19 protein-coding genes are annotated in these 25,580 nt (G+C 37.6%); 6 read left to right on the top strand and 13 right to left on the bottom strand.

What is annotated here, in order from left to right; genetic code table 11:
* Nucleotides 1-41: 41 nt before the first annotated feature.
* Nucleotides 42-473, bottom strand: coding sequence for a globin domain-containing protein (locus EHR01_RS11335; protein WP_135694898.1), 432 nt, complete (start codon nucleotides 471-473; stop codon nucleotides 42-44).
* Between the two features lie 262 nt (nucleotides 474-735).
* On the opposite strand from EHR01_RS11335, the gene EHR01_RS11330 reads away from it, so the two are divergent.
* On the top strand, nucleotides 736-1,728 hold the full coding sequence (locus EHR01_RS11330; protein WP_100744545.1) for an HpcH/HpaI aldolase/citrate lyase family protein: 993 nt from the start codon (nucleotides 736-738) through the stop codon (nucleotides 1,726-1,728).
* A gap of 387 nt (nucleotides 1,729-2,115) precedes the next feature.
* Nucleotides 2,116-3,930: an alginate export family protein gene (locus EHR01_RS11325; protein WP_135694897.1), complete on the top strand. Its 1,815-nt coding sequence runs from the start codon at nucleotides 2,116-2,118 to the stop codon at nucleotides 3,928-3,930.
* A gap of 60 nt (nucleotides 3,931-3,990) precedes the next feature.
* On the opposite strand, the gene EHR01_RS11320 is transcribed toward EHR01_RS11325, so the two are convergent.
* From EHR01_RS11320 to EHR01_RS11310, 3 genes are all read right to left on the bottom strand, one after another.
* Nucleotides 3,991-6,063 (bottom strand): methyl-accepting chemotaxis protein, encoded by a 2,073-nt coding sequence (locus EHR01_RS11320; protein WP_135694896.1) that lies wholly within the window; start codon nucleotides 6,061-6,063, stop codon nucleotides 3,991-3,993.
* Between the two features lie 363 nt (nucleotides 6,064-6,426).
* The gene (locus EHR01_RS11315; protein WP_135694895.1) at nucleotides 6,427-7,569 is read right to left on the bottom strand and encodes a FecR family protein; all 1,143 of its coding nucleotides are present in this window, start codon (nucleotides 7,567-7,569) and stop codon (nucleotides 6,427-6,429) included.
* 383 nt (nucleotides 7,570-7,952) lie between these two features.
* Complete coding sequence (locus EHR01_RS11310; RefSeq protein WP_135694894.1) at nucleotides 7,953-9,236, bottom strand: chloride channel protein; 1,284 nt, start codon at nucleotides 9,234-9,236, stop codon at nucleotides 7,953-7,955.
* 115 nt (nucleotides 9,237-9,351) lie between these two features.
* Here EHR01_RS11310 and EHR01_RS11305 point away from each other — a divergent pair, with 115 nt between their 5' ends.
* Nucleotides 9,352-9,687, top strand: a complete 336-nt coding sequence (locus tag EHR01_RS11305; protein ID WP_135694893.1) for an ArsR/SmtB family transcription factor — start codon at nucleotides 9,352-9,354, stop codon at nucleotides 9,685-9,687.
* Complete coding sequence (locus EHR01_RS11300) at nucleotides 9,684-10,172, top strand: SRPBCC family protein (RefSeq protein ID WP_135694892.1); 489 nt, start codon at nucleotides 9,684-9,686, stop codon at nucleotides 10,170-10,172. The genes EHR01_RS11305 and EHR01_RS11300 overlap by 4 nt, the downstream gene beginning before the upstream one ends.
* Before the next feature lie 17 nt (nucleotides 10,173-10,189).
* Here EHR01_RS11300 and EHR01_RS11295 read toward each other — a convergent pair whose 3' ends face one another.
* The 5 genes from EHR01_RS11295 to xerA all read right to left on the bottom strand — a co-directional run bounded on the left by EHR01_RS11295 (nucleotide 10,190) and on the right by xerA (nucleotide 16,702).
* Nucleotides 10,190-10,969 (bottom strand): 1-acyl-sn-glycerol-3-phosphate acyltransferase, encoded by a 780-nt coding sequence (locus EHR01_RS11295; protein ID WP_135694891.1) that lies wholly within the window; start codon nucleotides 10,967-10,969, stop codon nucleotides 10,190-10,192.
* A gap of 95 nt (nucleotides 10,970-11,064) precedes the next feature.
* On the bottom strand, nucleotides 11,065-13,221 hold the full coding sequence (locus EHR01_RS11290; protein ID WP_135694890.1) for a PAS domain S-box protein: 2,157 nt from the start codon (nucleotides 13,219-13,221) through the stop codon (nucleotides 11,065-11,067).
* Nucleotides 13,222-13,364: 143 nt separating this feature from the next.
* On the bottom strand, nucleotides 13,365-14,807 hold the full coding sequence (locus EHR01_RS11285; protein WP_135694889.1) for a nitrilase-related carbon-nitrogen hydrolase: 1,443 nt from the start codon (nucleotides 14,805-14,807) through the stop codon (nucleotides 13,365-13,367).
* A gap of 48 nt (nucleotides 14,808-14,855) precedes the next feature.
* Entirely contained in the window at nucleotides 14,856-15,545 is a 690-nt protein-coding gene (locus EHR01_RS11280) for a TetR/AcrR family transcriptional regulator (RefSeq protein ID WP_135694888.1), read from the bottom strand.
* A 221-nt stretch (nucleotides 15,546-15,766) separates the two neighbouring features.
* On the bottom strand, nucleotides 15,767-16,702 hold the full coding sequence (gene xerA / locus EHR01_RS11275; protein ID WP_135694887.1) for a site-specific tyrosine recombinase/integron integrase: 936 nt from the start codon (nucleotides 16,700-16,702) through the stop codon (nucleotides 15,767-15,769).
* Nucleotides 16,703-17,005: 303 nt separating this feature from the next.
* Here xerA and recA point away from each other — a divergent pair, with 303 nt between their 5' ends.
* Nucleotides 17,006-18,163, top strand: a complete 1,158-nt coding sequence (gene recA, locus EHR01_RS11270; protein ID WP_135694886.1) for a recombinase RecA — start codon at nucleotides 17,006-17,008, stop codon at nucleotides 18,161-18,163.
* Between the two features lie 86 nt (nucleotides 18,164-18,249).
* On the opposite strand, the gene EHR01_RS11265 is transcribed toward recA, so the two are convergent.
* Together EHR01_RS11265 and EHR01_RS11260 are read right to left on the bottom strand one after the other, a co-directional pair.
* Entirely contained in the window at nucleotides 18,250-18,726 is a 477-nt protein-coding gene (locus EHR01_RS11265; protein ID WP_135694885.1) for a response regulator, read from the bottom strand.
* A 1-nt stretch (nucleotide 18,727) separates the two neighbouring features.
* Complete coding sequence (locus tag EHR01_RS11260) at nucleotides 18,728-21,103, bottom strand: ATP-binding protein (RefSeq protein WP_135694884.1); 2,376 nt, start codon at nucleotides 21,101-21,103, stop codon at nucleotides 18,728-18,730.
* A 20-nt stretch (nucleotides 21,104-21,123) separates the two neighbouring features.
* Here EHR01_RS11260 and EHR01_RS11255 point away from each other — a divergent pair, with 20 nt between their 5' ends.
* A complete protein-coding gene (locus tag EHR01_RS11255) occupies nucleotides 21,124-22,167 on the top strand; it encodes a hypothetical protein (protein ID WP_135694883.1) in 1,044 nt (347 codons plus the stop codon).
* 28 nt (nucleotides 22,168-22,195) lie between these two features.
* On the opposite strand, the gene EHR01_RS11250 is transcribed toward EHR01_RS11255, so the two are convergent.
* Complete coding sequence (locus EHR01_RS11250) at nucleotides 22,196-23,023, bottom strand: aldo/keto reductase (protein WP_135694882.1); 828 nt, start codon at nucleotides 23,021-23,023, stop codon at nucleotides 22,196-22,198.
* Between the two features lie 73 nt (nucleotides 23,024-23,096).
* The gene (locus EHR01_RS11245; RefSeq protein WP_135694881.1) at nucleotides 23,097-25,484 is read right to left on the bottom strand and encodes an ATP-dependent Clp protease ATP-binding subunit; all 2,388 of its coding nucleotides are present in this window, start codon (nucleotides 25,482-25,484) and stop codon (nucleotides 23,097-23,099) included.
* Nucleotides 25,485-25,580: the final 96 nt, after the last annotated feature.

The following is a 25,580-nucleotide window of genomic DNA, read 5'->3' as shown; positions in this document are numbered from 1 at the left end:
TCGGAAAAGAAAAACCTTTTAACACTCGCTAAAGGAGACATTTACGGATTAGAATCTTTCCGATTTACCATCCATGCGCTAAAACCGTCTAAAAAGTATAAAAAATCAATTTTGTCATCATGTTCAAAATCAAACTTCTGTAAGGCTTCGTCATAACAACGAAACCAAACTTCCCTCTCCTTTTCAGAAATAGGAAAAACAAAATGGCGCATCCGCATCCTAGCAGGTCCCCATTTTTCGATATAATAACTTGGACCACCTAACACTTGGATCATAAAATCCGCTTGTTTCTCTTTGGCCAAATCCCAGTCCCCCTGAAACATCCATTTAATTTCAGAATGAGCTACTAGGTCATAAAAATCGGAGACAAGTTGGCGAATGGCAGATTCTCCCCATTTTTCAAAAAGAAATTTTACATTGGGGTTTGGAGGGGGAGGACCACCTGGCGGTGTATAAATATAATCAGGATCCAAATTGATAGTCAGTTTCGCGAAAGGGACAGGAAGGGGAAGTCGAATTTTCGACCGGAGCCGAAGGCGAAGCCCGGACTGGCCCGGACCCGAGGGACGAAGGGGGTCGCCCCAAACAAAAGAAAGTCCCTAGATTTGGAAAGGTTCTCGAAAAGGTAAGTGAGTTTCTTTCTAGGATTGGTTCCATTCAGATTTTGGCATTAATTCCTGGACGACAGGCAAAATTCACAAAACTTGGTAAAAAAATCCGAAAAAGGTATACTAAATGGCACTGACTCACCCGCAATCAGCACTCTTTGCAGGAGAAAAACCTTTCCCTATCATCCCTGCTTGTGAACACTTCGCTGGATCTGAAAAACTCATCACTAAAGCCCTTGAGTTGCAAAATAAACTCGGTGGACTTTTCGACATCACGATGGACTGCGAAGACGGTGCCCAAACTGGAAAAGAAAAAGAACACGCAGAGATGATTGTTCGTATCCAAAACTCTGAACTCAACAAACATAAAATGAGTGGAGTTCGTATCCATGATTATACAAACGAACATTGGCGAGGCGATGTTGATATCCTTGTACCTGGAGCAGGAAATGTAATTGCTTACATCACAATCCCTAAGCCTACAAAAGCAAGTCAGGTGAAAGAGCAAATCACTTACATTCAAGAGGCGTGCAAAAAAGCAGGAATCAAAAGAGAAATTCCAATTCACGTACTCATTGAAACTCACGGTGCATTAAACGATGTATTCGAAATTGCAGCACTTCCTTGGTTACAAGTTTTAGATTTTGGTTTAATGGACTTTATTTCCGGACACCATGGTGCGATTCCAGCATCTTGTATGAAATCTCCTGGTCAATTTGACCACGAACTCCTTCGCCGTGGAAAAGCAAACTTGGTAGCAGCGGCACTTATGAATGGGGTGATTCCTGCTCATAACGTAACTTTGGATCTAAAAAATATTTACCAAACGTATGCGGATGCAAAACGTGCGCATGATGAATTCGGTTTTTTACGTATGTGGTCCATTTATCCTGCGCAAATCCAATCTATTTTGGATGCAATGGCTCCTAACTTTGCAGAAACACAAACAGCTTGTGACATTCTAATCAAAGCTCAAGATGCAGAATGGGGTCCAATCCAACATGATGGTGACTTACATGACCGAGCTACATACCGATATTTCTGGGAACTTGTCCAAAGAGCAAAACTCACAGGACAAAAACTTCCAGATGAAGTCGAAAAACGATTCTTTTCAAACTAAGAATATTTTTAACCATTGAACTTAGTGAGCAAGTTTCCTTCGAAACTGGCTCACTTTGGTAAGTCGCACGAAAAAGGTAAGTCACTTTCCTTATTTAGCGACTTACCTTTTTCACCAACTTTCGCTTTCACCCAGCTAACCTTTTCCCGTCGTCGCACCTCTCCCCATTCAAAACGAAAAACAAATCGCAACTGAACAAAAGAAAGAAAAACCAAGCGATTGATTTTCCCAAAAGAATCGAATATGGCCTTTTACTAGTAATTAGCACTTGAAATGAAAAAATTTGATATGAAATAGAGCGAAACTTCTAGTTTTACAGATTTTTTGTCCGTTATATTGATTTTTTGTTTGCAATACTGAAACCTTGGACAATTACTGACTTCACCTATGAGTAAGCGAATATCAAAATTAACTCCCTTTCTTATCCTTTCGGTTTCCTTCATTCTGGTAGGATTCCCAGTCAGTGGTATTTATGCCCAAGCTGAGCCAAACACAACTCCCAAAGTAGAGACAGTTTCCGAACCTTTACCCCAGCTACCAAAAGAAGAAAAAAAGGAAGGTTACCAAAGCCCACAGATCGGTAATCTATCTGGCGAATATTTGAGAAGTCTGCAAGTCACGAGCAAACAAAGAAAGGCAATCCAAGAAAATAAAAGCCTTTGGTTTGCTGATAAGTTTCGGGTTGGGTTTGGAATTCGACCGAAAGTGGATTCCTTGAATAATACAGATTTTGATAAATCTACACCGGATAACAGAAACAATGCGTTGACTCAAACACAATTTTTTATCCTAGGAGATATCAACGAGAATGTACTATTCAAAATTACATTACAAGATGTACGCCTTTGGGGAGGCGAGGTAGTCTCAAGCGGAAATGCGGAACAGAAATATGCAGCCATTGCAAATGCAGGAACAACAGTAGACACAACCAAACAAAGAGAAGTTGCCATTAATAATTTCACAGGGATCCGCGAAGCTTTTTTAGATTTAAAAACAACGAATCAGGCATTTAGATTAAGGACCGGTAGGCAAATTTTAGAATTCGGAGATGGTAGGATCCTTGGTTCCAGAAATGATAGCTTAAATGGTAACTCATTTGATGCTCTCAGGTTTACTGGCAAAATCAGCAATCATACATTGGACGTTTTTGGGTCAGTCATCGGAGCAGAAAATAATTCAAACAGCATTGTATCAAACAATTCAACAAAGTTAGGTGGTGTAGGAGATTCCTATTATGGTGGAGCTCATTATAACTGGAAAGTAGCCGATTGGCTTGGAATTGACTTGTATAATTACAGTTTATTTAAACAACAAAGAAAAGCATCTACTCCTCCAGCCCTTTCAGAAACAAGAAATTACCGTGGTGACGATCAACTGAATACCTCAGGTTTTCGACTAACCAATCGAACTAAAAATAACGCCCTTCCTGACACGACCGGAATAGACTGGATGGTGGAAGCAGCTTGGCAGACTGGTTTTAATGGAGAAAGAGTAACTCCAGATTGGTTAAATCAAAATGGGCTTTACTCAACAAATCAGAAAACCGGAGAACCACCTCCTCTTTCAGAAGCAGTTCGTTACAAAGCAAATATCGTTGCAGTTCAACTTGGTTATACTCCAGTAAAAGAATTTCGAATAGGAGTTCAATACGTGCAAGCATCAGGTGATCCAAACCGAAATGATTCTAGCGTTGCCACCTATAATCCCCTATTTGCAACAAGACGAATGGCGGGAGGTTCCTTACCGTTTGCAGGGAATGGGAACTCTGGTCTTGTCTTTTGGCAAAATATTAAAGACTACTCCTTACATCTAAAATACGAATCCTCAAATTATGGAACTTTTATCATCAACCCACATTGGTATTATAAAGTGAAATTACAAGATGGTTATTATGATAACAATAATTATGTTGCAGGAAGTAAGGCAACAGGAGAGACAGCATCAACAGAAGATTATTATAATGCAGAAGCATACAATCCAACAAAACCCAAGTTAGGAAACCTTGTCGCAACTGAATTAAACTTTATCTATATCATCACTCCATTCGAAAATGTATCATTTTGGTTTGGAGCAACTGTGATAAAGGCTGGCGATGCAATCCGCAACCAAAAGAATAACCCATTGGAAACTGATCCACTACATCGATATGATCTGAGTCCTACAGCTACAATGGCTACATTCCAAACAGTATTTGCGATTTAAAAGAGGAACCGCAAATACTAGGCTCATTTGAGTTGTTTGAAAGAACTAAAACTAATAAAATTACTTTAGCTTAAACCTTTCTACCTGAGTGGAAAGGTAGGAAGCTTGAGAAGCAATTTCTGCAGCAACAATCGTTAACTGGTCAGATCCAGTGGCTACATCTTGGGTTCCATTCGAGATACTTATAATTGTTTTGGATATCTCTTCCGTTGCTCTTTTTTGTTCAAATACTGCATCTTCAATTTGTAAGTTTAAGTTGGTGAGTAGATTTGAATTTTGAGCGATGTCTTTCGCATTATTTTCTTGTAATAGAACTGATTCCAGAACCCTCGTTGCGGATGTTTCAAATTCTTTCACTCGGCTATTCAGTAAATTTAATACTTGGGCCGCCTCAGTCACCTTTCTGTTTCCATTTTCGACAGCTGAGTTTGTAGAGATAACTAGATCACCAATTTCTTTTACCGAAGCACCAGTTTGTAATGCAAGTTTCCCAATCTCTTCTGCAACTACGGCAAACCCTCTTCCTGCATCGCCAGCTCTTGCTGCTTCAATTGCTGCATTTAAGGCCAATAAATTGGTTTTTTCAGAAATTTCCGTTATGATATCCAATACTTCACTAATTCGTTCGGCTTTTTCTCCGATGTCTTCCATAGCTTTTGTGGATTCATTCATTGCAGTTTCACCCACTACTGCATGTTCTCTCGATTCAGATGCAAACTTAGCGAGATACTCCATTTCCTTATTAATATTCTGGACTTCTTCTCTGAGAGTTAACACTGATTTATCGATCTCTTTCATTTTGACAACAGCATCCTCCATCGACTTACCAACATTATCAGCTGAAGCAGATAATTCTTCAACAGCAGCGGAGGATTCTTCAGCGGCAGAAGCTTGGGCTTGTGATGTGTCAGAAAGGTTTTGTGAAGTGGACGCCATCTTGTTCGATTGACTGCCTAGTTTTTCAACAGTGGATTTTATGTCGGCAATGATAGAAACCAAACTATTCTTCATTCGATTCATTGAATGTAGTAAACTACCAATTTCATCCTGATTAATTTCTTCTGCATTGATCGCCAAGTTTCCATTTGCAATTTGAGATGAAAATTCCATCGCCCTTTCCAAACGATTGCTGATTTGTTTTTTAAATACAAAGTTAAGAAAAAACAAAACCACTACTAAAATAGCAATGGAGATCAAAGTGGAACTAAGAATCACTTTTGTAATTTGATCGCTAAAAATCGAATCAGGGATACTTACTTGTAAAGCCCAAAATTGCGGATCTTTTCCAATATGAAAAGGTGAAAAATAATCTGTATATCCATCATGTTGGATTGTAAAACTTTTCCCCAATTTAAGATTCTCTAAATAATATTTAAGATGATCCGGATTTTCTATTTTTTTTCCTAATTTGGTCTGGTCTTGACCATACATCACATAAGTTCCATTAGATGACAAAAATGCTATTCTTCCTTGTCCCCGAAAAGGTCTAGTCTCTCCAATTTTTTCCTGGAGTGTTGCAATATCTAAGTCAATACCCGCAGCTCCTAAAAATTTACCCTTTGGGTAAATTGGTACAACAAGTGAAATCATTTGAATTTTTTTTCCACCCGCCAAATATTCGTAAGGTCCAAATACTTTTGCCTTATTTGATTTTTTAACTTGAAGGTAATAATCACCTGCTCCATTCGGATTATCGTAATCCACCAATGGCTCCAAACTGATTTTTCCATCCGGTGTATGATGGATATAGGGGATAAATCTCCCCGTTTTATCATGGCCAGGTTTTCCTGCAAAAGCAACATCTCGTCCTTCATAGGCATTCGGTTCATAACAAAGCCAAATAGCAAAAATATCATCGTTACGTTCAAGGATCTCTCTCATACTACTGATCATAGATTCTCGAGGAGGTGAGGTATAAAACAAAGCAAATCGGAATCCCCGAATCACCCCCATCATGGCATTGAGATGTTCTTGGATTTCAAAAGACCATTTTTCAGAAGTGACTTTTGAATTTTCCTTAATTTCGGCATTTAGGTCAGTGGCTGTGCGATAGATTTGAAATGTGGTTAACACAACAAATCCAATAAATAAAATTCCGGCGATGGAAAGAGAAACCCTTTGGCGTATACTCATAAGGATCGATCTTAGGTGTTTTCTATATTTTGTAAATAGTTTACCGTTTCCTAGGTTTGAAATCTGAATTTTCGATTCGGATGGAAATTAATTTCCATAGTTTCATTTTTGGTAGTTTTACTAAGATTGAGTTTTTTAAATTCTGGTTTTACCTTGATTCAACAATTTACTTTGTCGCATTAGGCTGAGATCTCCCATTTGGTAGAGAGTTTTTGCGATTTTTATAAAATCAGTCGGAAGCACCCAACTGATCACTGTTACTTTTTAATAAAAAAAATGAAGACCTAGGAAATTTTGTTATCCCTTAGATCTTCGGTGACTTTGCGAAAAAGGAAAATAAGTCTATTTTTTCCTTATGAACCTTTATTTTTTTACTTTGGTTTTTACTGAGAAATTTTTGTATTCCACATATTCAATATCATCAATTGAAAGTTGAAACACACCTTTTGTCGAATGAACAATAAAAATATCACCTAACTGAGCGACTACTGCACCAGAGAGAACATCTCCGTTTGATTTATGAATTGTTTCCAAAACACTATAATGATTGTGAATTTCTTCTTCATCATCAAATCCGGTTTTCGCAGCATCAGCAGCAATTTTATTCAAAGCTTCTTCTCTTTTTCCAGCATGTTCTTTTTCGATTGTCGCAACCGCTACTTCTGATGGATTTGATGAGTTATCTTTGGGCGATTCGATTTGTTTTTGTATTGTTTCCGAACGAATGGAAACAAGAGTTTCTGCTTCGGCTTTTTCTTGAGGAGTGACAACACTTTCTTTTTTGGACAATCCATTATCAAAATCGGAAAAACCTGTTAATTCTTCGTTTGTTAATGCATTGGCTGCCACTTTTGCATTGATCAAATACACAAGTTCATTTAAATTTGGATTTACTTCCAAACGTTCACCAGGTTCCAAAACAACTTCATTTTCTTCTAGAGTTTTCACCAAACGGTTGTAATTCTCCACAGACAGACCTTCATTGATTTCTACTAATTTAGGAGAAGTTTTAAAGGCTACCGAAACGGCTCCTTCATAAACTTTCACTTTAGGAACGGATCCCTTTTCTAATTCAAATGAAAATACTGTTCCACGGACACCAGCCACCATCGTAGGTGAAGTTACAGAAAGATTTTGTGAAGATTTTAGTTTTACTGATTTTACAAGGAGGTTTCCTGCCCATAAATGAAGTTCGGTATTGGGACGGTTTTCTCCAGCGATGTCTCGAAACAATACATCAGAATTGTCTTTGATCCGGATCACTTCACCTCTGTAAGTTTGTAAATCGACTCTTCCTAGTTTGGAAAGTATCCGGTCCCCTGGTCGAACGACATCTCCAATTTTTGCTTTGGATTCTTTTCCTTGTGATAGGATGGTGATATTTCCCTGCAAAAAAGTCACCACTGCACCAGCAGTTTGGTCATTTGTTGCATTCGAACCAAATTGGAAACGACTGCATTGTAAGGAAAATAGGAGGATTGGGATAAGGATCATTTTCGTTTTCATATTTTTTTTTCCAACTAAGCCTTGTATTAGGAGAAACAATTCAAAGTAATCCCATTTTCAAATTTGTAAAAACAATTTTTTTTTTAGAAAATTTAATAGGATTTTGCCAAACTCCTAACCTAACATTACAAAATAAAGACAGTTGGGAGTGGTCCCAGTAAAACACCCGAATGGTGATGTTTTTTTGAAAGTTTCTAGGAATTAGGCCGTGCACTACCAGGAAACTTAGAATACAAATTTAAAATGGTACCAATGTTTCTAAAACTGGACCAATAAACAAGAGTTTACTGCCCAAAATTTATGCTTAGATTGACAGAGAAATAACACATTTTTTCTCCGACTTCAGACCTTTCAAATTGATAGAAGAAAATTTAATTCTAAATTTATTTTTTTAAATCCGATATTTTTTTACCAAGATCGGAAGACCTACTCAATAGTTTTGGTTTCCCAATGAGTTGCGACTGGTAAATACTGGTATGACCAGAAGCAATATAAGCGATCCAAGTAGCCATAAAAAAAAGAATTCCGGCTTCCCATCCAAATAATTCCATTCCCATGATCGCAGATGCAATAGGAGTATTACTTGCCCCTGCAAAAACAGATATAAAACCAAGAGCAACAAACAAAGATAAATGACTGTGATCAAAATAACCAAAAATATTTCCTAAACTGGCACCTATAAAAAACAAAGGTGTCACCTCGCCTCCTTTAAAACCAGAACCAATCGTAACAACCGTTACTAGTATCTTCAAAAGAAAAGTTTCTATTGGCAATTGAATTTGAAATGCTGCTTGAATTGTGGGAAGTCCAAGACCCAAATAAATTGGGCTAAGTCCAAATCCAATCAAAAGGATAATAACAATTCCACCAACAAAAGGTCGAAGAGGAGGATACCTTACCCAATCAGAAAGCCATTGAGACAGATTGTGAACAAACCAACTGAATGACCGAGCAACTAAACCAGAGAATATTGCGATGACCACTAAAAAAACAATGATAGTCCCATTTAAGTCGAAAAGAATTTTTGGATAATGAGAATGACCAACTCCCCAAAACAAACAAACCCAATGCGAAAGATATGCTGTTACCAAAGAAGGGAAAAATAAATTCCATCTATAATTTCCAATCCGAATTACTTCAATAGAAAAAATAGTAGCTGCCAATGGAGTTCCAAATACTGAACTAAATCCCGCACTAATTCCTAGTATAATCAAAGTTTGTTGGTCTTTAATTTTCAAAGGAAACAAACGAACCAGCTGATGGGAAATGGCTCCCCCCATTTGCACAGCTGTCCCTTCCCTCCCTGCAGAACCACCAAATAAATGGGTTATGATAGTTCCTAAAAATACAAATGGAGCCATTCGAATCGGAATGATCGATGTAGGAGAATGAATTTCTTCAATGAGTAGATTATTTCCCTTACTTACATTTTTTCCATAGTGAAAATAAAACCAACCAATGGTGAATCCCGCTAAAGGAAGAAAATAAACCAACGAGGAATGTAATTCACGTAACTGACTTACTTTTTCTAATGTCACGAGGAAAAAAGCTGAAGCCGAACCGACAAAGACAGCGATCCATCCAATGGCCAGAATCCATTGAATTCCAAAGAAAAGGGGTTGGAATTTGGGATTGGTATTTTTACGACTGGGGCTGGAATTTTCCATCAACTTACCTTTTCCATCAAATGGAAATAGATCTCATCGAAAACTAACTTTTAAAATTTCAAAATTTCAATACTTAGGTGTTGACCTAAGTATTGAAATCATTTAGAATGCCTATATGGTCAAAAGGAACTACAGCATTGATGTTGTTTTGCATGCCTTATCAGATCCGACAAGGCGACAAGTCATCGAGCGTTTAGGAATAGGACCAACAAGTGTGAGTGATTTGGCTTCGCCATTTTCGATGGCAATGCCTTCTTTTATGCAACACTTGGATATTTTGGAATCTTCCCAACTGATCTATACGGAAAAAGTAGGAAGGGTTCGGATTTGTTATTTGAACCAAAATCCATTTTCAGTTATGGAAAATTGGTTACAGGTACAAAAGTCACAATGGGAAACTAGGTTAAACCAATTGGACTCATTTTTATTAAAAACGCGGGGGAAAACATGAAGTTAGAATCAAATGAAACAATCAATCCCGAATTGGATTTGGTGTTGGAAAGAATCGTTGAAGTACCAGTGGAAATGGTTTGGAATGCTTGGACAAAGCCAGAGCAGTTAAAACAGTGGTTTACTCCTGTTCCATGGAAAACAATTGATTGTCGAATCGATTTAAAACCTGGTGGCGAGTTTTACACTTTGATGCAATCACCTGAAGGCAACCAATTTCCAAATAACGGCTGTTTTCTGGAAGTGGTTCCGCTAGAAAAATTGGTTTTCACCGACAGCCTACTTTCAGGTTTTAGGCCTTCTGGAAATAGTTTCATGACTGCATTTGTTACAATGGAATCAATTGGAACTGCGACAAAATATAAAGCAATTGCCAAACATAAAGACCCTGAAACAAAAAAACAACATGAAGACATGGGCTTTATGGATGGATGGGGTACTGCCTTAGACCAACTAGTGGCATTTACAAAAACATTACCAAGATAAAAAATAGAAGTTAGCCGTTAAGCAATAACGGCAGCTTTTTCCAGCTCTTCAATTTCCTTCTTTTTATTTCTCATAAGTGTTTCTGCTTCTGATAAATATGATTCAAAAGTAGAAAAATCTTTTGCTTTAATGGAACCACAAAAATGAAAATATACAGTTTTTGTTTTTTTCAAATAAGAGTATTCGGGAAGGTTGGAATACCCCATCATCCCGCTAACAACAAATACATCCAAATCAACATCAAATTTATATGCAATCTTCATCACACCAGTTTGAAACGGTTTGATTTCTTCTGTAAAAGTCCTTTCTCCTTCCGGATACAAAAAGATAGACCTTGTTTTTAAAACTCTGAGAACATCAGTTTTGAAATTTCTGAAATTCGGTTTTTTTTCAGAATAGATCACTGCTTCTACAATCGTCTTATGCATCATAAGTGGAATGATTTTATACCTTTGAATGATATCTCCACCTAAATAAGATAACTTTACATCTTTTGAATTCGATAAATAAGGAAGAGCAACGATGAGTGGGACTTCCATCGCATTTGTATGATTACAAATTAAAAAGCGATTGTTCCCATTAGGGTCCCAGTTGCCTTGTTTGAATTCTAAAGTTCTACCTGTGAGTAGGAAAAAAGAACGATACCAAAAATATCCCAGATAATTATTGATCCGATTCGACCAGCGATCAAGACCTGTGATCTTAAAGATGTAAGAGAAAGACAAACCGATAGGAAAAAGAATCACTAGAAATGGAATTGAATAACACAATACCACGAAGAATTGGAGTTGGCCCATGTGAGAATGGGAGCCGAACCCAAGAGTTGGTAAACAATAAATTCGTATCTATTTTCTTAAAATTAGAATATTTTTGGAAAAGAATCTATAATAGTTCAAACAGATAGTTCTAAAAGAAATTTAGACATTGGATTTCTAACAATGCTAATTTTACCTTCGATCTGATCAACAAGCATCCCAATCAATTGTAATCCGAACCCAGGTGAGTGATCGAATGAAATTGATTCAGGTATCCCCACTCCGTTATCAGAGTATTCTAAAAATATCTTTTTACCTTCACGAAAAATTCTTAGCCCAATTTCTGCATTTGTTATTTCTCCAAACGCATGTTTCATTGAATTAGTAATGAGTTCGTTCAGGATGATCCCAAGGGAAGAAAGAAGTTTTGCATTTAGTTCAATTGGCTCTTCCAAAATATCCATCTTTACTTCTACAACTTTTGGGAAGATGTTTACGATTTCTGTGAAAATTGCCGGAAAATAGTCCTGTAATGAGACTGAGTTATCAGTTTCCGAATGATACAATTTATCATACAATACAATCATACTTTTGATACGACCTGCCGCTTCGTATAGAATGGTTTGTACATTACTTTCCGACTGAGCCCTTGCCTGTAGAGTTAAAAGCGTAAAGATGGAACTCATATTATTTTTCACACGATGGTGAATTTCTTTCAGTATGTTTTCCTTTTCATGTAATAGTTTTTGAATTTTTGATTCTGATAAATTTCGAACACTAACATCTCTTAGGATCACAGTGAATAATTTTTCACCTTTTACTGAAATTTGTGAAATGGATGCTTCGATGGGAAACTCTTCTCCATTAGATCGAAGCCCGCGAATTTCACCAAGAGCTCCCATAGCTCGACGACTCACTCCTGTTTTAGAAAATGAATCAATATGGCTTTCATGTTGGTTTCGAAATCCGAGTGGTACCAAACCATCTAAGGGTTGTCCAATGATTTCCGAAGCTTGGTATCCAAACATTTTTTCCGCAGCTCCATTAAAAAGAATGATCTTTTTAGATTGATCAATGCTGATGATTGCATCCATTGCAGATTCAATGATTTGAGTGAGTTTTGCTTCTGATTCTCTGATATGATTCATAGCATTCAAGCGTTCAGAAATATCTCTTCCTACTGCAATGTAACCAATCGGCAAATCACTTTCATCGTTTAACAGAACTTGGTTGATTTCAATATTTCGGATGTTACCATCCTTTGCAAACTGAACTACTTCTCCAATAAAACTGCCTTCCAAATTTACTTTTTCTATGACATGATCAGCTGTTAGGCTAAGATAATCCGTATGCAGAACATCTAAAACGGATTTTCCCATCACTTCTTCAGCTTTCCAAAGATAAATTTTCTCCGCAGCTTTGTTCCAATAGTTGATTCGATGATTAAAATCAGTTCCGATTACAGCATCCAATACATTATTCAACATATTTGCCTGTTTCGCAATATGGCTTTGTACATTGTATTCTGCAGTGATATCACGAAAGACAAGTACAACCCCTCTCGTATCACCATTTAAATCTTTTATGGGAGATCCTGAATCAGAAATTTGGTATTCTGATCCATCTTTAGAAAGTAGGACCGTATGATTTGCAAGTCCTACGATTGAGTTGGTTCGTAGGACTTTATCAACAGGATTTTCTACTAAAGCCCTGGTCTTTACATTCACAATTCTGAATACTCGATTTATTTCAAGTCCCACTGCATCATCATGCGTCCAACCAGTCAGTTTTTCGGCAATAGGATTCATTCGAATGATTTTTCCATCACTATCTGTGGCGATGACACCATCACCAATTGAATGCAAGACTGTCTCTAGATGTTCTTTTTTACTTTTCGTTAATTCATTAGCTTCAAAAAGTTTGAACGCCATTTTAATAGAAGCATCAAGTACAGTAAATCCAGAGTTTTTAACCACATAACCATATGATGTAATTGTTTCTGTTTTTTTAACGATATCTCTCTCTGTATGAGAAGAAAGAAATACAACAGGGATTTCTCTATGGTTTAAAATTTCTGTAGCAGTTTGTGTACCGTCCAACCCTCTTCCGAGATCTATGTCCATAAGAATTAGATCGAAAGGTTTTTCTTCACGGATGACCAATTGAATGGCATTTTCACCATTTGTAACATGGGTGACGAGATAACCACCTTGTTCTAATTGGTTTTTCTCAAACATTGCCAGGAGGGCTTCATCCTCCACAAGCAAGATGGATTTATCAGCGACTAGAGTCATGAAACATCCTTTGCAAATTCCCAATGACTATATTAGGAATTCACAAACTACAAATGATGACAAAAAGGAAATTTAATTCAATCAAATATTTAGAATTTTTCTAAACAAAAAAATCACCCCTTATCGCTTTACCCAAATCTCTGTTAGTTTTTATTCTTTAGTACATGCACTACAATGAAAATACTGCCTAAAAGAAAATAGAATGAGCCAATCCCCACCATCCAATTTCCAAATAGATTGTAAACTGTAGAGGTTTGGATTGTTGGAACAGAGGCGACAAGCACCCCATCATTTTCTTCAAAATAATCGAGTGTACCTTTGGCGCGCCCGTAAGCATCATAAATTCCTGACAAACCTCCTCGAGTGGAACGAACAATGGAAGAACCATTTTCTATCCCTCGGAGAGCAGCCATTTCCGTATGAAATGGATTGATTCCTTTCCAATCAGAAGCAGGGATCAAACTAATTCCTGTTCCCAATTCTCCATGTTTTTTAGTTAATTTGAGATTATCGAAATCATAACAGATGGCAACAGAAACTTTTCCCCAACCCAAATCAAGGGCTTTGATTTCGGAAGGAATATGGGAGATTGCTTCTCCCGGTGGAATGAATTGTTTGAAATAAATTTGGCGAAAGGTTCCGTCTTTTCCAACCCAATGCAATTGGTTTTCCATAAAAAATTCATTTTCCTTTAAAGGAATAATGTAGGCGGCAATGATTTCGATTTTATTTTCTAAGGCAAGAGAGCTTACTCTTTTCAGAAAGGAATCCTCATCCTTTCGATTGACGAGAATTGCTCCTTCATTCCAAACAACTACCTCTGCACCTTCATCTGCGGCTTGTTTGGTGCGATTTAAAACAATTTCAGTATTTTTTTGATTCTGTAAAGGATCTGACCACATGGTTTGAATTTCCATTTTGGATGTCACAGTGCCTACTTTTATACTTTTTCCTTCAATCGGTATGGTCAAACGGAACGTACCATAAAAATACAAACCGATCAAGAGAAAACAAGAGGTAAAAAGAAAAAGAAAGGATGATTTTGAAATTTTTTTAGTCGAAAGGAAATCAGATAAAGTTTGTTCTATACTTCCGTTCACAAAATAAATTAAAAAACTAATTCCAGTGGCACCAAACAACGAAGCCGATTGTATCAAAATTAAATTGTTAATTTGGCTATTTGCAAACATTCCCCAAACACCTAACTCGGAGAAGGAACCTCCAATCCATTCTGTGATCATAAAAAGAAATGAAAAATTTAAAATAGATGACAATTGATTCGAGAATTTTACCCGAAGTTGGTTCCAAATCCAAAGTAACAGTGTAAAAACGATCCCACTTTGAATTCCAGATAGCACAGCAATCATAATATGAAATGGCTCTGAAACGATTCTCATTGTAGATAACGTTTGAAACAATGTCATAACAAAGAACAAAGTCCAAACAGAGTATCCAAGTCGCATGTAACGCAAAAAAGGAACCATTGCAACCCAAACAAAAATGGGTATGTTCCAATTCATCCCTGTGAACCCTATCAATAGTCCACCTACCAACAACAAAAACCATTTTTGATCAAAATACTTCATTAGTTTTTTCCTTCTTTATCATATAGATATATAAATGATTAGTGACTCTTAATTTTCAATTTTCCCACCTGCACCCAACCACAAGTATTGAAGCGAATCTAACCAAAGTTTTTCCAAGTTTTGGTTTAATTGAAAAGCAAGGATAGGAATTCCAAAAAAACAGGAAGCGATGGACAATGAAAAAGATTGCCAATTGGTAGATTCGGGAAGTTCTCCATTTTTTGCTGCAACAGTGAGTGCTTTCTGGATGATTCCTTCGATTCCATCGGCCGCTAGATTTTCGATCCCAGGTGTTTCAGGGAAAAGTAACACTCGTTCAGCGACTGTTAACCTGTTGATTTGAATCGGCTTTTTGGTTTTCGCTTGAAAAGAAATAATCTCTAAAAGGATTCTTGGATTTTTTTTGGACTCTTTTGCCGTATAACGAAATAAAGCGGAAAGGATACCGTACCCAGATTCAGCTAATTTTTTTTCATGAGCAAAAACTGAAACTTGCAAACTCCAAATTTGAATGTAATGGAGGATTAAATCTCCCTTTTCTGGAAAATAATTGTAAAACGTTGGCTCTGATACTTCTGCCATTTGGCAAAGGTCTTTGATTTTTATCTCTTCAAAGGTTTTTGTTTCTAGTTCGGAGAGGAAGGCGAAGGTAAGGTTGGTCCGGGTTTTGGCAAACTTTCTTTCCTTTAAGGGAAATTGCCGAAGGGTTTCCAAATTTTTTTCCAAATTCTGAGGCATGACTATAATTATAGCCTTATATATTTTTATAGTCAACAATAATAAAATCCAAAATAGATCCGAAAGGCGAACAAATAGGTTATTTTTTTAAGACGAAAAGGAGATTTGGTTTCGAAAAAAAGGGGGTTATGGTAAAGGGAGCGTATTGGGTGGCGGGTCTAGTTCCCCACCCTAATCAGGGCGGGGAGATTCTATCCGCGCGCGGAACTTAAATCCAATCCCTACTTCTTCGCATGAGGATGGGCGTTCCGATACACTTCTTTCAACCGGTCTCTCGAAACGCTCAAATATACTTGTGTAGAAGATAAAGATGCATGACCGAGTAACTCTTGTACGGCGCGAATGTCTGCACCGGCGTTCAAAAGATCAGTCGCAAAGGTATGTCGAAATTTATGAGGTGTGATGGCTTTTTCCATTCCCATCACAGTTCTTCGTTCCGATAAAATATAACGAATCCCACGAGTGGTGAGTTTTCCGCCACGTTGGTTTAAAAAGATTTCCTCAGGGCCGTCCGTTCCTCTTTCTTCCAAATACTCTCGGAGTGCATTTTGTGCTTCTTCGCCAATAAATACAAAGCGTTCTTTACGACGTTTTCCCATCACTTTAAGTGATGTTAATTCATGATTCAGATCGCTTAACTTTGCATTGACTAACTCGAATACTCGAAGGCCAGTGCTGTACAATACTTCCACAATGGCTTTGTCTCTTTTCCCTAGAACTTCTGCTTTATCACCATCTTCATAATCCAGGATGTCTTCCGTTTCGATCGGTGTGAAGTTTTTCGGTAACTTCTTTTTTGTTTTAGGAAAACTGACTTGTAAAATAGGATTGGCACCTATCTTTTCTTCGCGGAATAAAAATTTATAAAAAGTACGTAAGGAAGAAAGTTTACGGCTTTGGGTTCTTTTGTCTTGTTTTTTCGCCGATTTTAAATCAGCAAAATAAGCCCTCACATCTAAGACATCAACACTCAAAATGTCAATTTCCTCTTTCAAACAAAACTCAAAGAAAAATTTCAAATCACGCAAATAGGCAAATAGAGTATGTTCCGAATAATTTTTTTCAATTTTAAGATAAGTTCGGTAACTTCGGAAAAGTTCAGCCATGGCTTGGGGAAAATGGTCAGGGATTTGGACTTCAAGAGCTGGCAGGGTCATACAAAGAAACTATCGGCAAAGTTTTCTTTCTCCTACGGCAAAAAAATACTATACAAGTACTTACATTTTGTTTAGTGTTGAAAACGACAAAAAAAAGACATAATCCAGAAAAAATTCCCTCACCTTTCTAATTTGTCCCAGGTCTCATGCATACTGGAGCCAATCTGGAAGAGAAAAAGAGTGGAATTCGGAAGGGATGGGTTCATCCTTGAGAGAGTCGGTCAGATCTGTTTTTTTGAGACCAACTGACCTAGTCCCCTACCTAGTCTTTCGGAACACCGATTTTAGGAGAACGTTTGATTCATGAAAAAAGAGAAAGCTGACAAGGCTCAAGAAAAAGAAACCGACCAAAGAAAGCAGGCCATTGACGCTGCCCTAGGCCAAATCGAAAAACAATTCGGTAAGGGTTCCATTATGCGCCTTGGTGCTGATACACGCATGGCAGAAATGAGCGTCGTATCCACTGGATCTTTGGATTTAGACATCGCCTTGGGAATTGGCGGGTTTCCTTCCGGTCGGATTGTAGAAATCTACGGACCAGAATCTTCTGGTAAAACAACCCTCACTCTTTCTGCGATTGCAGAGACGCAAAAAAAAGGAGGCATTGCTGCCTTCATCGATGCAGAACACGCTCTCGATCCATCATATGCTAAAAAACTCGGGGTCAACGTAGACGACCTACTCGTGGCCCAACCGGACAACGGGGAAGAGGCTCTGGAAATTTGTGAGTCCCTCGTTCGTTCCAATGCCATCGACCTCATTGTCATAGACTCCGTGGCTGCACTTGTTCCAAAGGCAGAGATTGAAGGGGATATGGGAGATTCTCATATGGGTCTCCAAGCACGACTCATGTCCCAAGCCCTACGTAAGCTCACTGGAACCATTGCGAAATCCAATACCACAGTCATCTTTATCAACCAAATCCGTATGAAGATTGGAGTGATGTTCGGTAGTCCAGAAACCACTACCGGTGGAAACGCATTAAAATTCTATGCATCCATCCGATTGGACATCCGTCGTATCGAAACTCTAAAGGAAAAGGAAGAACCTGTTGGAAACCGCGTTCGAGTGAAAGTGGTCAAAAACAAATGTGCCCCTCCATTCCGACAAGCAGAGTTCGACATCATGTATGCGAATGGAATCAACAGAGAAAGTTCTCTCATTGATCTTGCGGTTCGTCATGACCTTGTTGCCAAAGCTGGTTCATGGTATTCTTACGGTGGAGAGAAGATTGGACAAGGAAAGGAACAAGTCAGAAACTTCTTTCTCGAAAATCCAGACATTGCATTTAAAATCGAAAACCAAGTTCGGGATCTCAACAGCCTCCCTCTGATGGACCAATCCAAAATCCAAACGAGAGAAGTAAAATCCATAGAAAGGGATCCAAAGGAAACTAAAGAAACAAAATCAAAACAACCAGTTAGTTTCTCTACCGAAGCGGAAGTTGCTGTCGGAGAATAAAACCATTCGGCTTTCTTTTTAGGAACCATTGACCGGTTCGGGGTTTCCCGGGCCGGTTTTTTTTTGTTCAAGGCAAATGCAGGTGATCAATCGTTCCACTGGAAATTAGTTCCCAACATTTGGTTCACAGCACCTACAAGCCTCTCCGGTTCCCAGGGCTTCGATAAAATGATACTGTTTTTATCCGATTTATAAACAGAAAGAATGTTTTCTTTTGTGGCAAACCCAGTCACAACAATTACAGGTAAATCAGGATAAAGTTTTTTTACCGCTTCCACTAATTTATCGCCCGTTAGGTATGGCATCTTAACATCAGAAATAAGAAGATCGGGTCTACACTTTTGCAAATACTCATAAGCAATTTCAGGATCTTGAATATCTACAATCGACAATTTAACATTGTCTAATTTACGTGCGACAAAGGTTAACTCTCGTTTCATGGAAGAAGAAATTGATTTAATATCATCTACCATGACAATTTTATAAACTTTCTCATCTTTCTTAACGTCCGTTACTTGAGACTCTACTTCTTGTATCAATTGGTCTATGCTACTCGGAACCATACTAATCCTCCAGATTTGTTGGCAACAAAATCGAAAACGTTGTTCCTTCACAACGTACACTTTCCAAATCAATTTTCCCTTTATGTTTTCGAATGATATCCATACTGATGGACAAACCAAGTCCAGTTCCCTCACCAGTTTCTTTCGTTGAAAAAAAAGGATCAAAGATTCTTGACTGGATGTCTTCAGGAATTCCAATTCCGTTATCTTTAATCTTTATCTCAGCAAATTGTTGGTTGTTTTCAGAATAAATACACTTAGTTTTGATTTCAATTTTTCCTGGTTTTTCGCCCTGGGTATCAGGAAACAAACCATGGTTTTTCTTTTCTTCAATTGCGTGGCCAGCATTCACTAGTAAATTTATAAACACCTGGCCAATCTCTTGCGGATGGCAAAATATTTCGGGAAGATTTTTATCAAAGGAAAACTCAACCACACTATCGTATTTTATATTATGATGACTAATATTAATGGCGGAATTGATCACCTCATTCAAATTACAACGAACAAAATTTTCTTCTTTATTTACATGAGCAAAACTTTTGATATTACGAACAATTTCAACAACACGACTAGCACCGTCAATTGACTCCTCCAAAATATCAGATGTATCCAAAAGAACATTAGATAGATCATTACGATCCCAATCAGTTAGAATTTTTGAAATCGCAGGATCCATATGGTTTTTCTGAAGCACTGAATGTACATTTGCCATTACTGTAGCAAGCTGTTTATGATATCGCTTCATCGTTTCCAAATTACTTGAAATAAATGCCATTGGATTGTTTATCTCATGCGCTACCCCGGCCGCCAATTGACCGATTGTTGCCAACTTTTCACTTTGCAACAATTGTGTTTCTGTATCTTTTGCTTTTGAAAGATCATTTAAATAAACTAAAATAGAAATTTCCCCATTATATATGATCTCTATCGCCCAAAAACTAATCCATTTTTTTTGACCATTCGAAAGGATTATATTTTTTTCTACGACATTTTGATCAGGTGCAAATCCGTTATTTGATAACGATTGAATGAACTCAAAAGGATCTTCACCATTTAAAAAACCAAATATTTCAGACACTTTTTTATTTCTCATCTGATTTTTGTTCTGCGAGAGTAGAATCTCTGAGCTTCGATTATAAAATTGAATATTACCATCAACTAAAATCAATATACCATTCGGGGAACATTCGACAATAGATTGCAGATTCCACTCACTTGCCAAAAGCAAATCTTCGGTTCTTTTCCGAATGATAATATGTACTAGTTCTGTACCGAGTAATTCCACTTCTTTAAAATCGATACTCTCATATTCAGTTCGTTTATTATAAAGGGCTAGTTCAATCGATTCATTATCTTTTAAATTAAATTTAAGAGGCAATTCTCGAATTATATGTGGTAAAGTGGTTGTGGAATCGATAGGTACAAATACAGAATTAGATTGGTCTCTCATCGTATACAGACCAGATTCTTTAATGACAAGTCCATCACGACAAATACGAACGACACCCCAATTACTTTCCGTTAGTTGCAAGGAATATTTCAAAGCCAGAAGTAAGATGCTGTCTTCACTTTCCATCAGAGAAATTTTTTGACCGATTTCAATCACAGCTTCTGTTCGGATCTCTGTTTTTTTACGTTCTGTTATATCAATATGAGTTCCGATCACACGCACTGGTAGATCATTTTCGTCTCTTTCGACAACCTTGCCACGACTCCAAACCCAAATGGTTTTTCCTGACCTTGTAAACATTCGAATTTCTAAATCATGAGAATCAATGGAACCGTTGAGATAGTTTTCAAATAAGGATCGAATTTGTTCACGGTCTTCCCAGTGGACCAAAGTCTCCCAATGGGAAAAATTTTGTGGGAAACGTTCCGGTTCAAACCCTAACATTCTCGCGTATTCAGGACTAAAATAAGCCTTACCTAAACGAAGCGAAAAATCCCAAACTCCACTTTGTCCACTTTCTAAAGCTAATTTGAGCCGGACCTCCTCCTCTCGATTTTCAGGAACACGAATTGTATCTAGATTTACAATGTAAACAACGCTCCGATCTTCAGATATAGCTTGAGAAAGCAGCTGGAAGGAACCTCCCAAACGAGAAAGGATTACAGGAAATGAAGATTTTTCTGACCTACGAACTAACGAGTTTCGGATCTCCTCTTGGATTTCTTCTTTCCAAAATAGTTCAACGAAATCCTTACCTAAAAGATGAAAAAAAGATGTCTGAAAAAGTTCCGTCGCAGAAGCATTGCATCTGAGGATCTTAAGATGATTGTCTAAAACAAAAGAAGGCAATGGGTTTCCATCCCAGGCAGCTTCCAACTCCTTCTTTGCACTTAGTACTTTATCGATAGCCTCGCTGATTTCCATACAAAACCTACCGACAAGATATGACGAAGAAATTAATTATTTGCTTATTTTTTTTAACCCTTCAATGCCAACTCCAAGAAAAGAAAACAGAAATCGCGTTTGCCGAAACTCACGTTTATGATGAATGGGCAGGTCTTACGGACACAGACATTCTTCACAAAAATGAAATGGATCTCAGTTGGAGAAAACTAACAAACACTAGAGATACGATCACCGACTTCCTTAAAGGAAAAAACTATCAACCCAAAGTTAAAACCGTTGTTTATCCATTTAGTGGAATTGATGTTTTAAATCTTTTCTCATTTTATCCTAACGCCGATCGTTATATTCTTTTTGGATTAGAAGATCCTGGTTATCCAAATTCATACAGTTCACTTTCAGAAAAAGAAAAACAAATAGTTAAACAAGGAATTAGAAATCTCTCTGATCACCTAGCTGGAAGAAATTACTTTACTTACCGAAAAATGAAAGAAGAAACAAAGAAAAAGGAACTCAATGGAGCTTACCCTGTATTTGTCGCCTTCCTTCGTCGTATGGGTAAAGAAATTCTGGATTCCAAAGAAGAAACAATTGAAGGCAAAGGCATTACTTATAAGGGATTTACAATCTCCCTTTATGATACAAAACTGCATAAACAAGAATCACTTACCTATTTTAAAATATTCTTAATTGGGAATGAAGGAACTTCAGGTGATGGCTTATATGAATACTTTTCAAATCTTTCCAATATAGGAATCTTTACAAAGTCAGCAGAATATTTATTTCATGGTGAAAAAAGAAAATTATTTAGAGAACTGTTGCTCAAAAATGCAGAATTTATTGTCCAAGATGAATCAGGCTTTCCGATTCGATTTTTTCCAGAAGAAAGTTGGAATCGTCAAGTTTTTGGAAGGTATGAAAAATCATGGAATCTATCTGGAGCTGTCACCCCAGAAACCCAACCAGAATTAAAAAGTTTGAGTGATCATTCAAATGACAATACTCTTCCCTTTCCATTTGGTTATGGTTACTTAGGAACCAAGGACAACCGTCAATCGGCAGTCCTTGTTTTTTCTAAAAAATAAAAAGATAAATCTATATCCTTCGGTCCCATCATTCCACAGTGGTGGGGTCCCAACAAGTCCGGAAGTTTTCATTCCAACTGGAAATTTCCAACATATCTTCATCTGATAAAACAAAATCAAATACATCTGCGTTTTCTTTAATACGAACTGGATTTTTTGATTTTGGGATCACCACATGCCCTGCTTGTAAAGACCATCGAATTAATATTTGTGCATTTGATTTTTGATAACGATTTGCAAGTGCTGTGATCCGAGGGTCTTCCAACTTTTGCCCATGAGCAAGAGGGCTGTATGCTTCGAGTAGAATTCCTTTTTTCAAACAATACTCTTTTAACTCGATATCCTGCAAAAAAGGATGGTATTCCACTTGGTTCATTGCAGGGACGGTTCCAGTTTCTTTTAATAGTTCCTCAAGATGTGAAACCATAAAATTACTTACCCCTATGGATTTTGCTTTTCCATCTGCTTTTATCTTTTCCAGTGCCTTCCACGATTCCTTTCTTTTCCCTGAGACAGGAAAATGAATTAAATACATATCAACATAATCTGTATCCAATTTATTTAAAGAAACATCTATCGCACGTAATGCGGAATCATAACCCTGGTCGGCATTCCAAAGTTTTGTGACAAGAAAGATATCACTTCGATTTACACCACTTTCTTTGATTGCCGCGCCCACTTCCGATTCGTTTCCATAGATGGCAGCAGTATCAATATGGCGATATCCCAGTGATAAAGCTGATTTGACAGCATCTAGGCATTCTTTCGGACGAGATTTCCAAACGCCAAGTCCCAACTGTGGGACGGAGACCGATTGGTTGGATTTCAAAACAGATGAGATTTTGAGATTTGTCATAGAGTAGACTTTAGACTAAAAAAATCCAAGGATAGAACCACTATCCTTGGATTCATTTCAAAGTTTTGAAAATTTACTTCTTGAATCCGACTGGCTCAGGAATGGGTGCAAATTGTAATAGCTCCCCATTCCAATCGGCTCGGTAGGTTCCTTCACCAATGGATCCAGCTAAAATTTCTTTTGCTAAAGGACGATTGACAATTCGATTGAACACACTGCCAAGGGGCCTTGCACCAAATTTTGGATCAAAACCTTGTTCTCGCAAAATATGTTCTGTGCTTTCCGAAAGTTCGATGACAATTCCTTTTACCTTCAAACGTTCATTCAACTGACGAACTTGTTTTTCAATTAGTTTCTCCATAATCGAAGAATCTAACGAATGATAGGTTAGAATCGCATCCAATCTTCCCAAAACTTCTGGCTTAAAATCCATCTCAATGTTTTTTGAATTCGTAGTCAAAATCACAATGGTATTTTTAAAATTGATAGTTCTACCTTTGTTATCAGTTAATCTACCTTCATCCAAAATTTGAAGTAGGATGTCAGAAAAATCAGGATGTGCCTTTTCTACTTCATCAAAAAGAACTACGGAGTAAGGTTTTCTTCGAATGGCTTCCGTAAGAATTCCACCTTCGTCATAACCAACATAACCCGCAGGTGCTCCAATCAGTTTTGCAACAGAATGTTTTTCCGAATACTCACTAAGATCCAGACGAACCAAATTTGTTTCTTGATCGAATAAAAATTTGGCAATGGCTTTTGCAGTTTCAGTTTTTCCTACTCCGGTAGGTCCTTTCAGTAAAAAAGATCCAAGTGGTCTTGAATCTGAAGATATACCGGCATAAGAAGTAAGAAGAGTATCCGCAATTTCGCGAATGGATTCCTTCTGACCATAAACAACAGTATTCAAATCTTCTTCCAAATGAAGCAAATTATCTTGTTTCGTTTTTAGAATTTTCTCTACTGGGATTCCTGTTTGTCTAGAAATAACAGCCGCTATATGATTTCTTTCTAAAATCCAACTGTTTTGGAAATTACTAAGTTCTTTTTCCAATTCAGGAAGGACCGCATATTTCAAACGAGAAGCCTCAGTATAGTCCGCTCTTTGTTGGGCAGCGTCCAAATCAAATTTCACTCGATCAATTTTATTTTTGATAGAAGCTATTTGTTTTAACGAATTTACTTCTTTTTCCCAAACAACTTTGCCAGCTTGGAATTTTTTTTCTAAACTTTCGATTTCCTTTAAGATCTCTTCATTTTTCTTTTCTACTTGAGCAAAGATTTTTTTGGAACGAATTTCGCTCTCCAATTCCACAAGTTCCGTAGGCATTGCTTCAGCTGAAAGTTTTAAAGCAGATGCTGCTTCATCCACTAAATCGATTGCCTTGTCCGGCAAAAATTTATCGGTAATATATTGGTCAGACAAAAGCACAGATGCATAAATCGCTTCATCCGAAATTTTAATCCCATGGTGGATTTCATGTTTATCACGAATCCCCATAAGAATTTCGATGGCATCTTCCTTACTAGGTTCATTCACTGGAACCGCCCGGAATCTTCTTTCTAAAGCTTGGTCACCTAAAATGTACTTTTGAAATTCATCCTGAGTGGTTGCACCAATACAATGGAGTTCTCCTCTTGCCAAAGCTGGTTTCAAAAGATTGGCGGCATCCATTGCCCCGTCTGTTTTACCGGCTCCCACCAATTGATGGATCTCATCTATAAAAAGAATTGCTTCTCCTGCTTGGCCTTTAATGTACCGAAGTAAGGCAGTTAGTTTTTCTTCAAACTCACCGCGGTATTTTGTCCCAGCCATCAGTTGGCCCATATCCAAAGAATAAATGGTTTTTCCTTTGAGTACATCGGGAACTCTTCCTTTTACAATTTGTTCCGCAAGACCCTCTACAATGGCAGTTTTACCAACTCCCGCACTACCAACTAACACAGGATTGTTCTTTGACCTTCTTCCCAAAATCTCCATCACGGAACGAATCTCTTTGCTCCTTCCAATGACAGGATCTAGTTTCCCTTCTCTTGCCAAATCATTCAAATTCACAAGAAAGTTAGGTACTTCTTCATCCGTTTCCTTTACCTGCAAATCTTCATAATTGATCTTTAATTCAGGAAGGACCTGCGGTAAAAATTTAAGAAAGTCAGCCTCTTTCAGTTCTTCACGTCCATTTTCTGCGGCCCGAGAAGAAGCCATCGTAAACCATTGAGCCAACTTGGGTGAGGTCCTAAGGGACTCAAAAGGAATCTCTCCAGAGGCACGGGCTTGTTTCTTTAAAAATTCATCCACTGTCGATTTATACTTAATTAATGTTTTGCCAGAAACAGAAGTTGGCAGGGTCATAAACCCCCAAACCAAATGGTAAGGAGTGATTTCTGTATTTTGTCTCCTCATGGCCTCTGTCTGTGCAATGTCCAAAGCTCCTTGGACGTTGGAATCATATTGTTTCATTGTGTCTCCCCTTTTTTAGCACTCTAATCGTTTGACTGCCAATTCCTCGTTCTTGTTACAAGTTTTTTCTCGGAAAATCACTTTCTCTCTCCAATT

Source organism: Leptospira mtsangambouensis (assembly GCF_004770475.1).
GTDB lineage: Bacteria > Spirochaetota > Leptospiria > Leptospirales > Leptospiraceae > Leptospira_A > Leptospira_A mtsangambouensis.
Note: the sequence above shows the minus strand (reverse complement) of the source record. Positions and strands in the feature narration are given on the sequence as shown.

Bases quoted from the DNA above. Each gene is read 5' to 3' on its own strand.
- EHR01_RS11330 (WP_100744545.1), top strand. From the start codon at position 736: ATGGCACTGACTCACCCGCAATCAGCACTCTTTGCAGGAGAAAAACCT.
- EHR01_RS11305 (WP_135694893.1), top strand. From the start codon at position 9,352: ATGGTCAAAAGGAACTACAGCATTGATGTTGTTTTGCATGCCTTATCA.
- EHR01_RS11265 (WP_135694885.1), bottom strand. From the start codon at position 18,726: ATGGTTCCGAGTAGCATAGACCAATTGATACAAGAAGTAGAGTCTCAA.
- EHR01_RS11300 (WP_135694892.1), top strand. From the start codon at position 9,684: ATGAAGTTAGAATCAAATGAAACAATCAATCCCGAATTGGATTTGGTG.
- EHR01_RS11260 (WP_135694884.1), bottom strand. From the start codon at position 21,103: ATGGAAATCAGCGAGGCTATCGATAAAGTACTAAGTGCAAAGAAGGAG.
- EHR01_RS11290 (WP_135694890.1), bottom strand. From the start codon at position 13,221: ATGACTCTAGTCGCTGATAAATCCATCTTGCTTGTGGAGGATGAAGCC.
- EHR01_RS11320 (WP_135694896.1), bottom strand. From the start codon at position 6,063: ATGAGTATACGCCAAAGGGTTTCTCTTTCCATCGCCGGAATTTTATTT.
- EHR01_RS11285 (WP_135694889.1), bottom strand. From the start codon at position 14,807: ATGAAGTATTTTGATCAAAAATGGTTTTTGTTGTTGGTAGGTGGACTA.
- EHR01_RS11250 (WP_135694882.1), bottom strand. From the start codon at position 23,023: ATGACAAATCTCAAAATCTCATCTGTTTTGAAATCCAACCAATCGGTC.
- EHR01_RS11295 (WP_135694891.1), bottom strand. From the start codon at position 10,969: ATGGGCCAACTCCAATTCTTCGTGGTATTGTGTTATTCAATTCCATTT.
- recA (WP_135694886.1), top strand. From the start codon at position 17,006: ATGAAAAAAGAGAAAGCTGACAAGGCTCAAGAAAAAGAAACCGACCAA.
- EHR01_RS11310 (WP_135694894.1), bottom strand. From the start codon at position 9,236: ATGGAAAATTCCAGCCCCAGTCGTAAAAATACCAATCCCAAATTCCAA.
- xerA (WP_135694887.1), bottom strand. From the start codon at position 16,702: ATGACCCTGCCAGCTCTTGAAGTCCAAATCCCTGACCATTTTCCCCAA.
- EHR01_RS11245 (WP_135694881.1), bottom strand. From the start codon at position 25,484: ATGAAACAATATGATTCCAACGTCCAAGGAGCTTTGGACATTGCACAG.
- EHR01_RS11325 (WP_135694897.1), top strand. From the start codon at position 2,116: ATGAGTAAGCGAATATCAAAATTAACTCCCTTTCTTATCCTTTCGGTT.
- EHR01_RS11315 (WP_135694895.1), bottom strand. From the start codon at position 7,569: ATGAAAACGAAAATGATCCTTATCCCAATCCTCCTATTTTCCTTACAA.
- EHR01_RS11280 (WP_135694888.1), bottom strand. From the start codon at position 15,545: ATGCCTCAGAATTTGGAAAAAAATTTGGAAACCCTTCGGCAATTTCCC.
- EHR01_RS11255 (WP_135694883.1), top strand. From the start codon at position 21,124: ATGACGAAGAAATTAATTATTTGCTTATTTTTTTTAACCCTTCAATGC.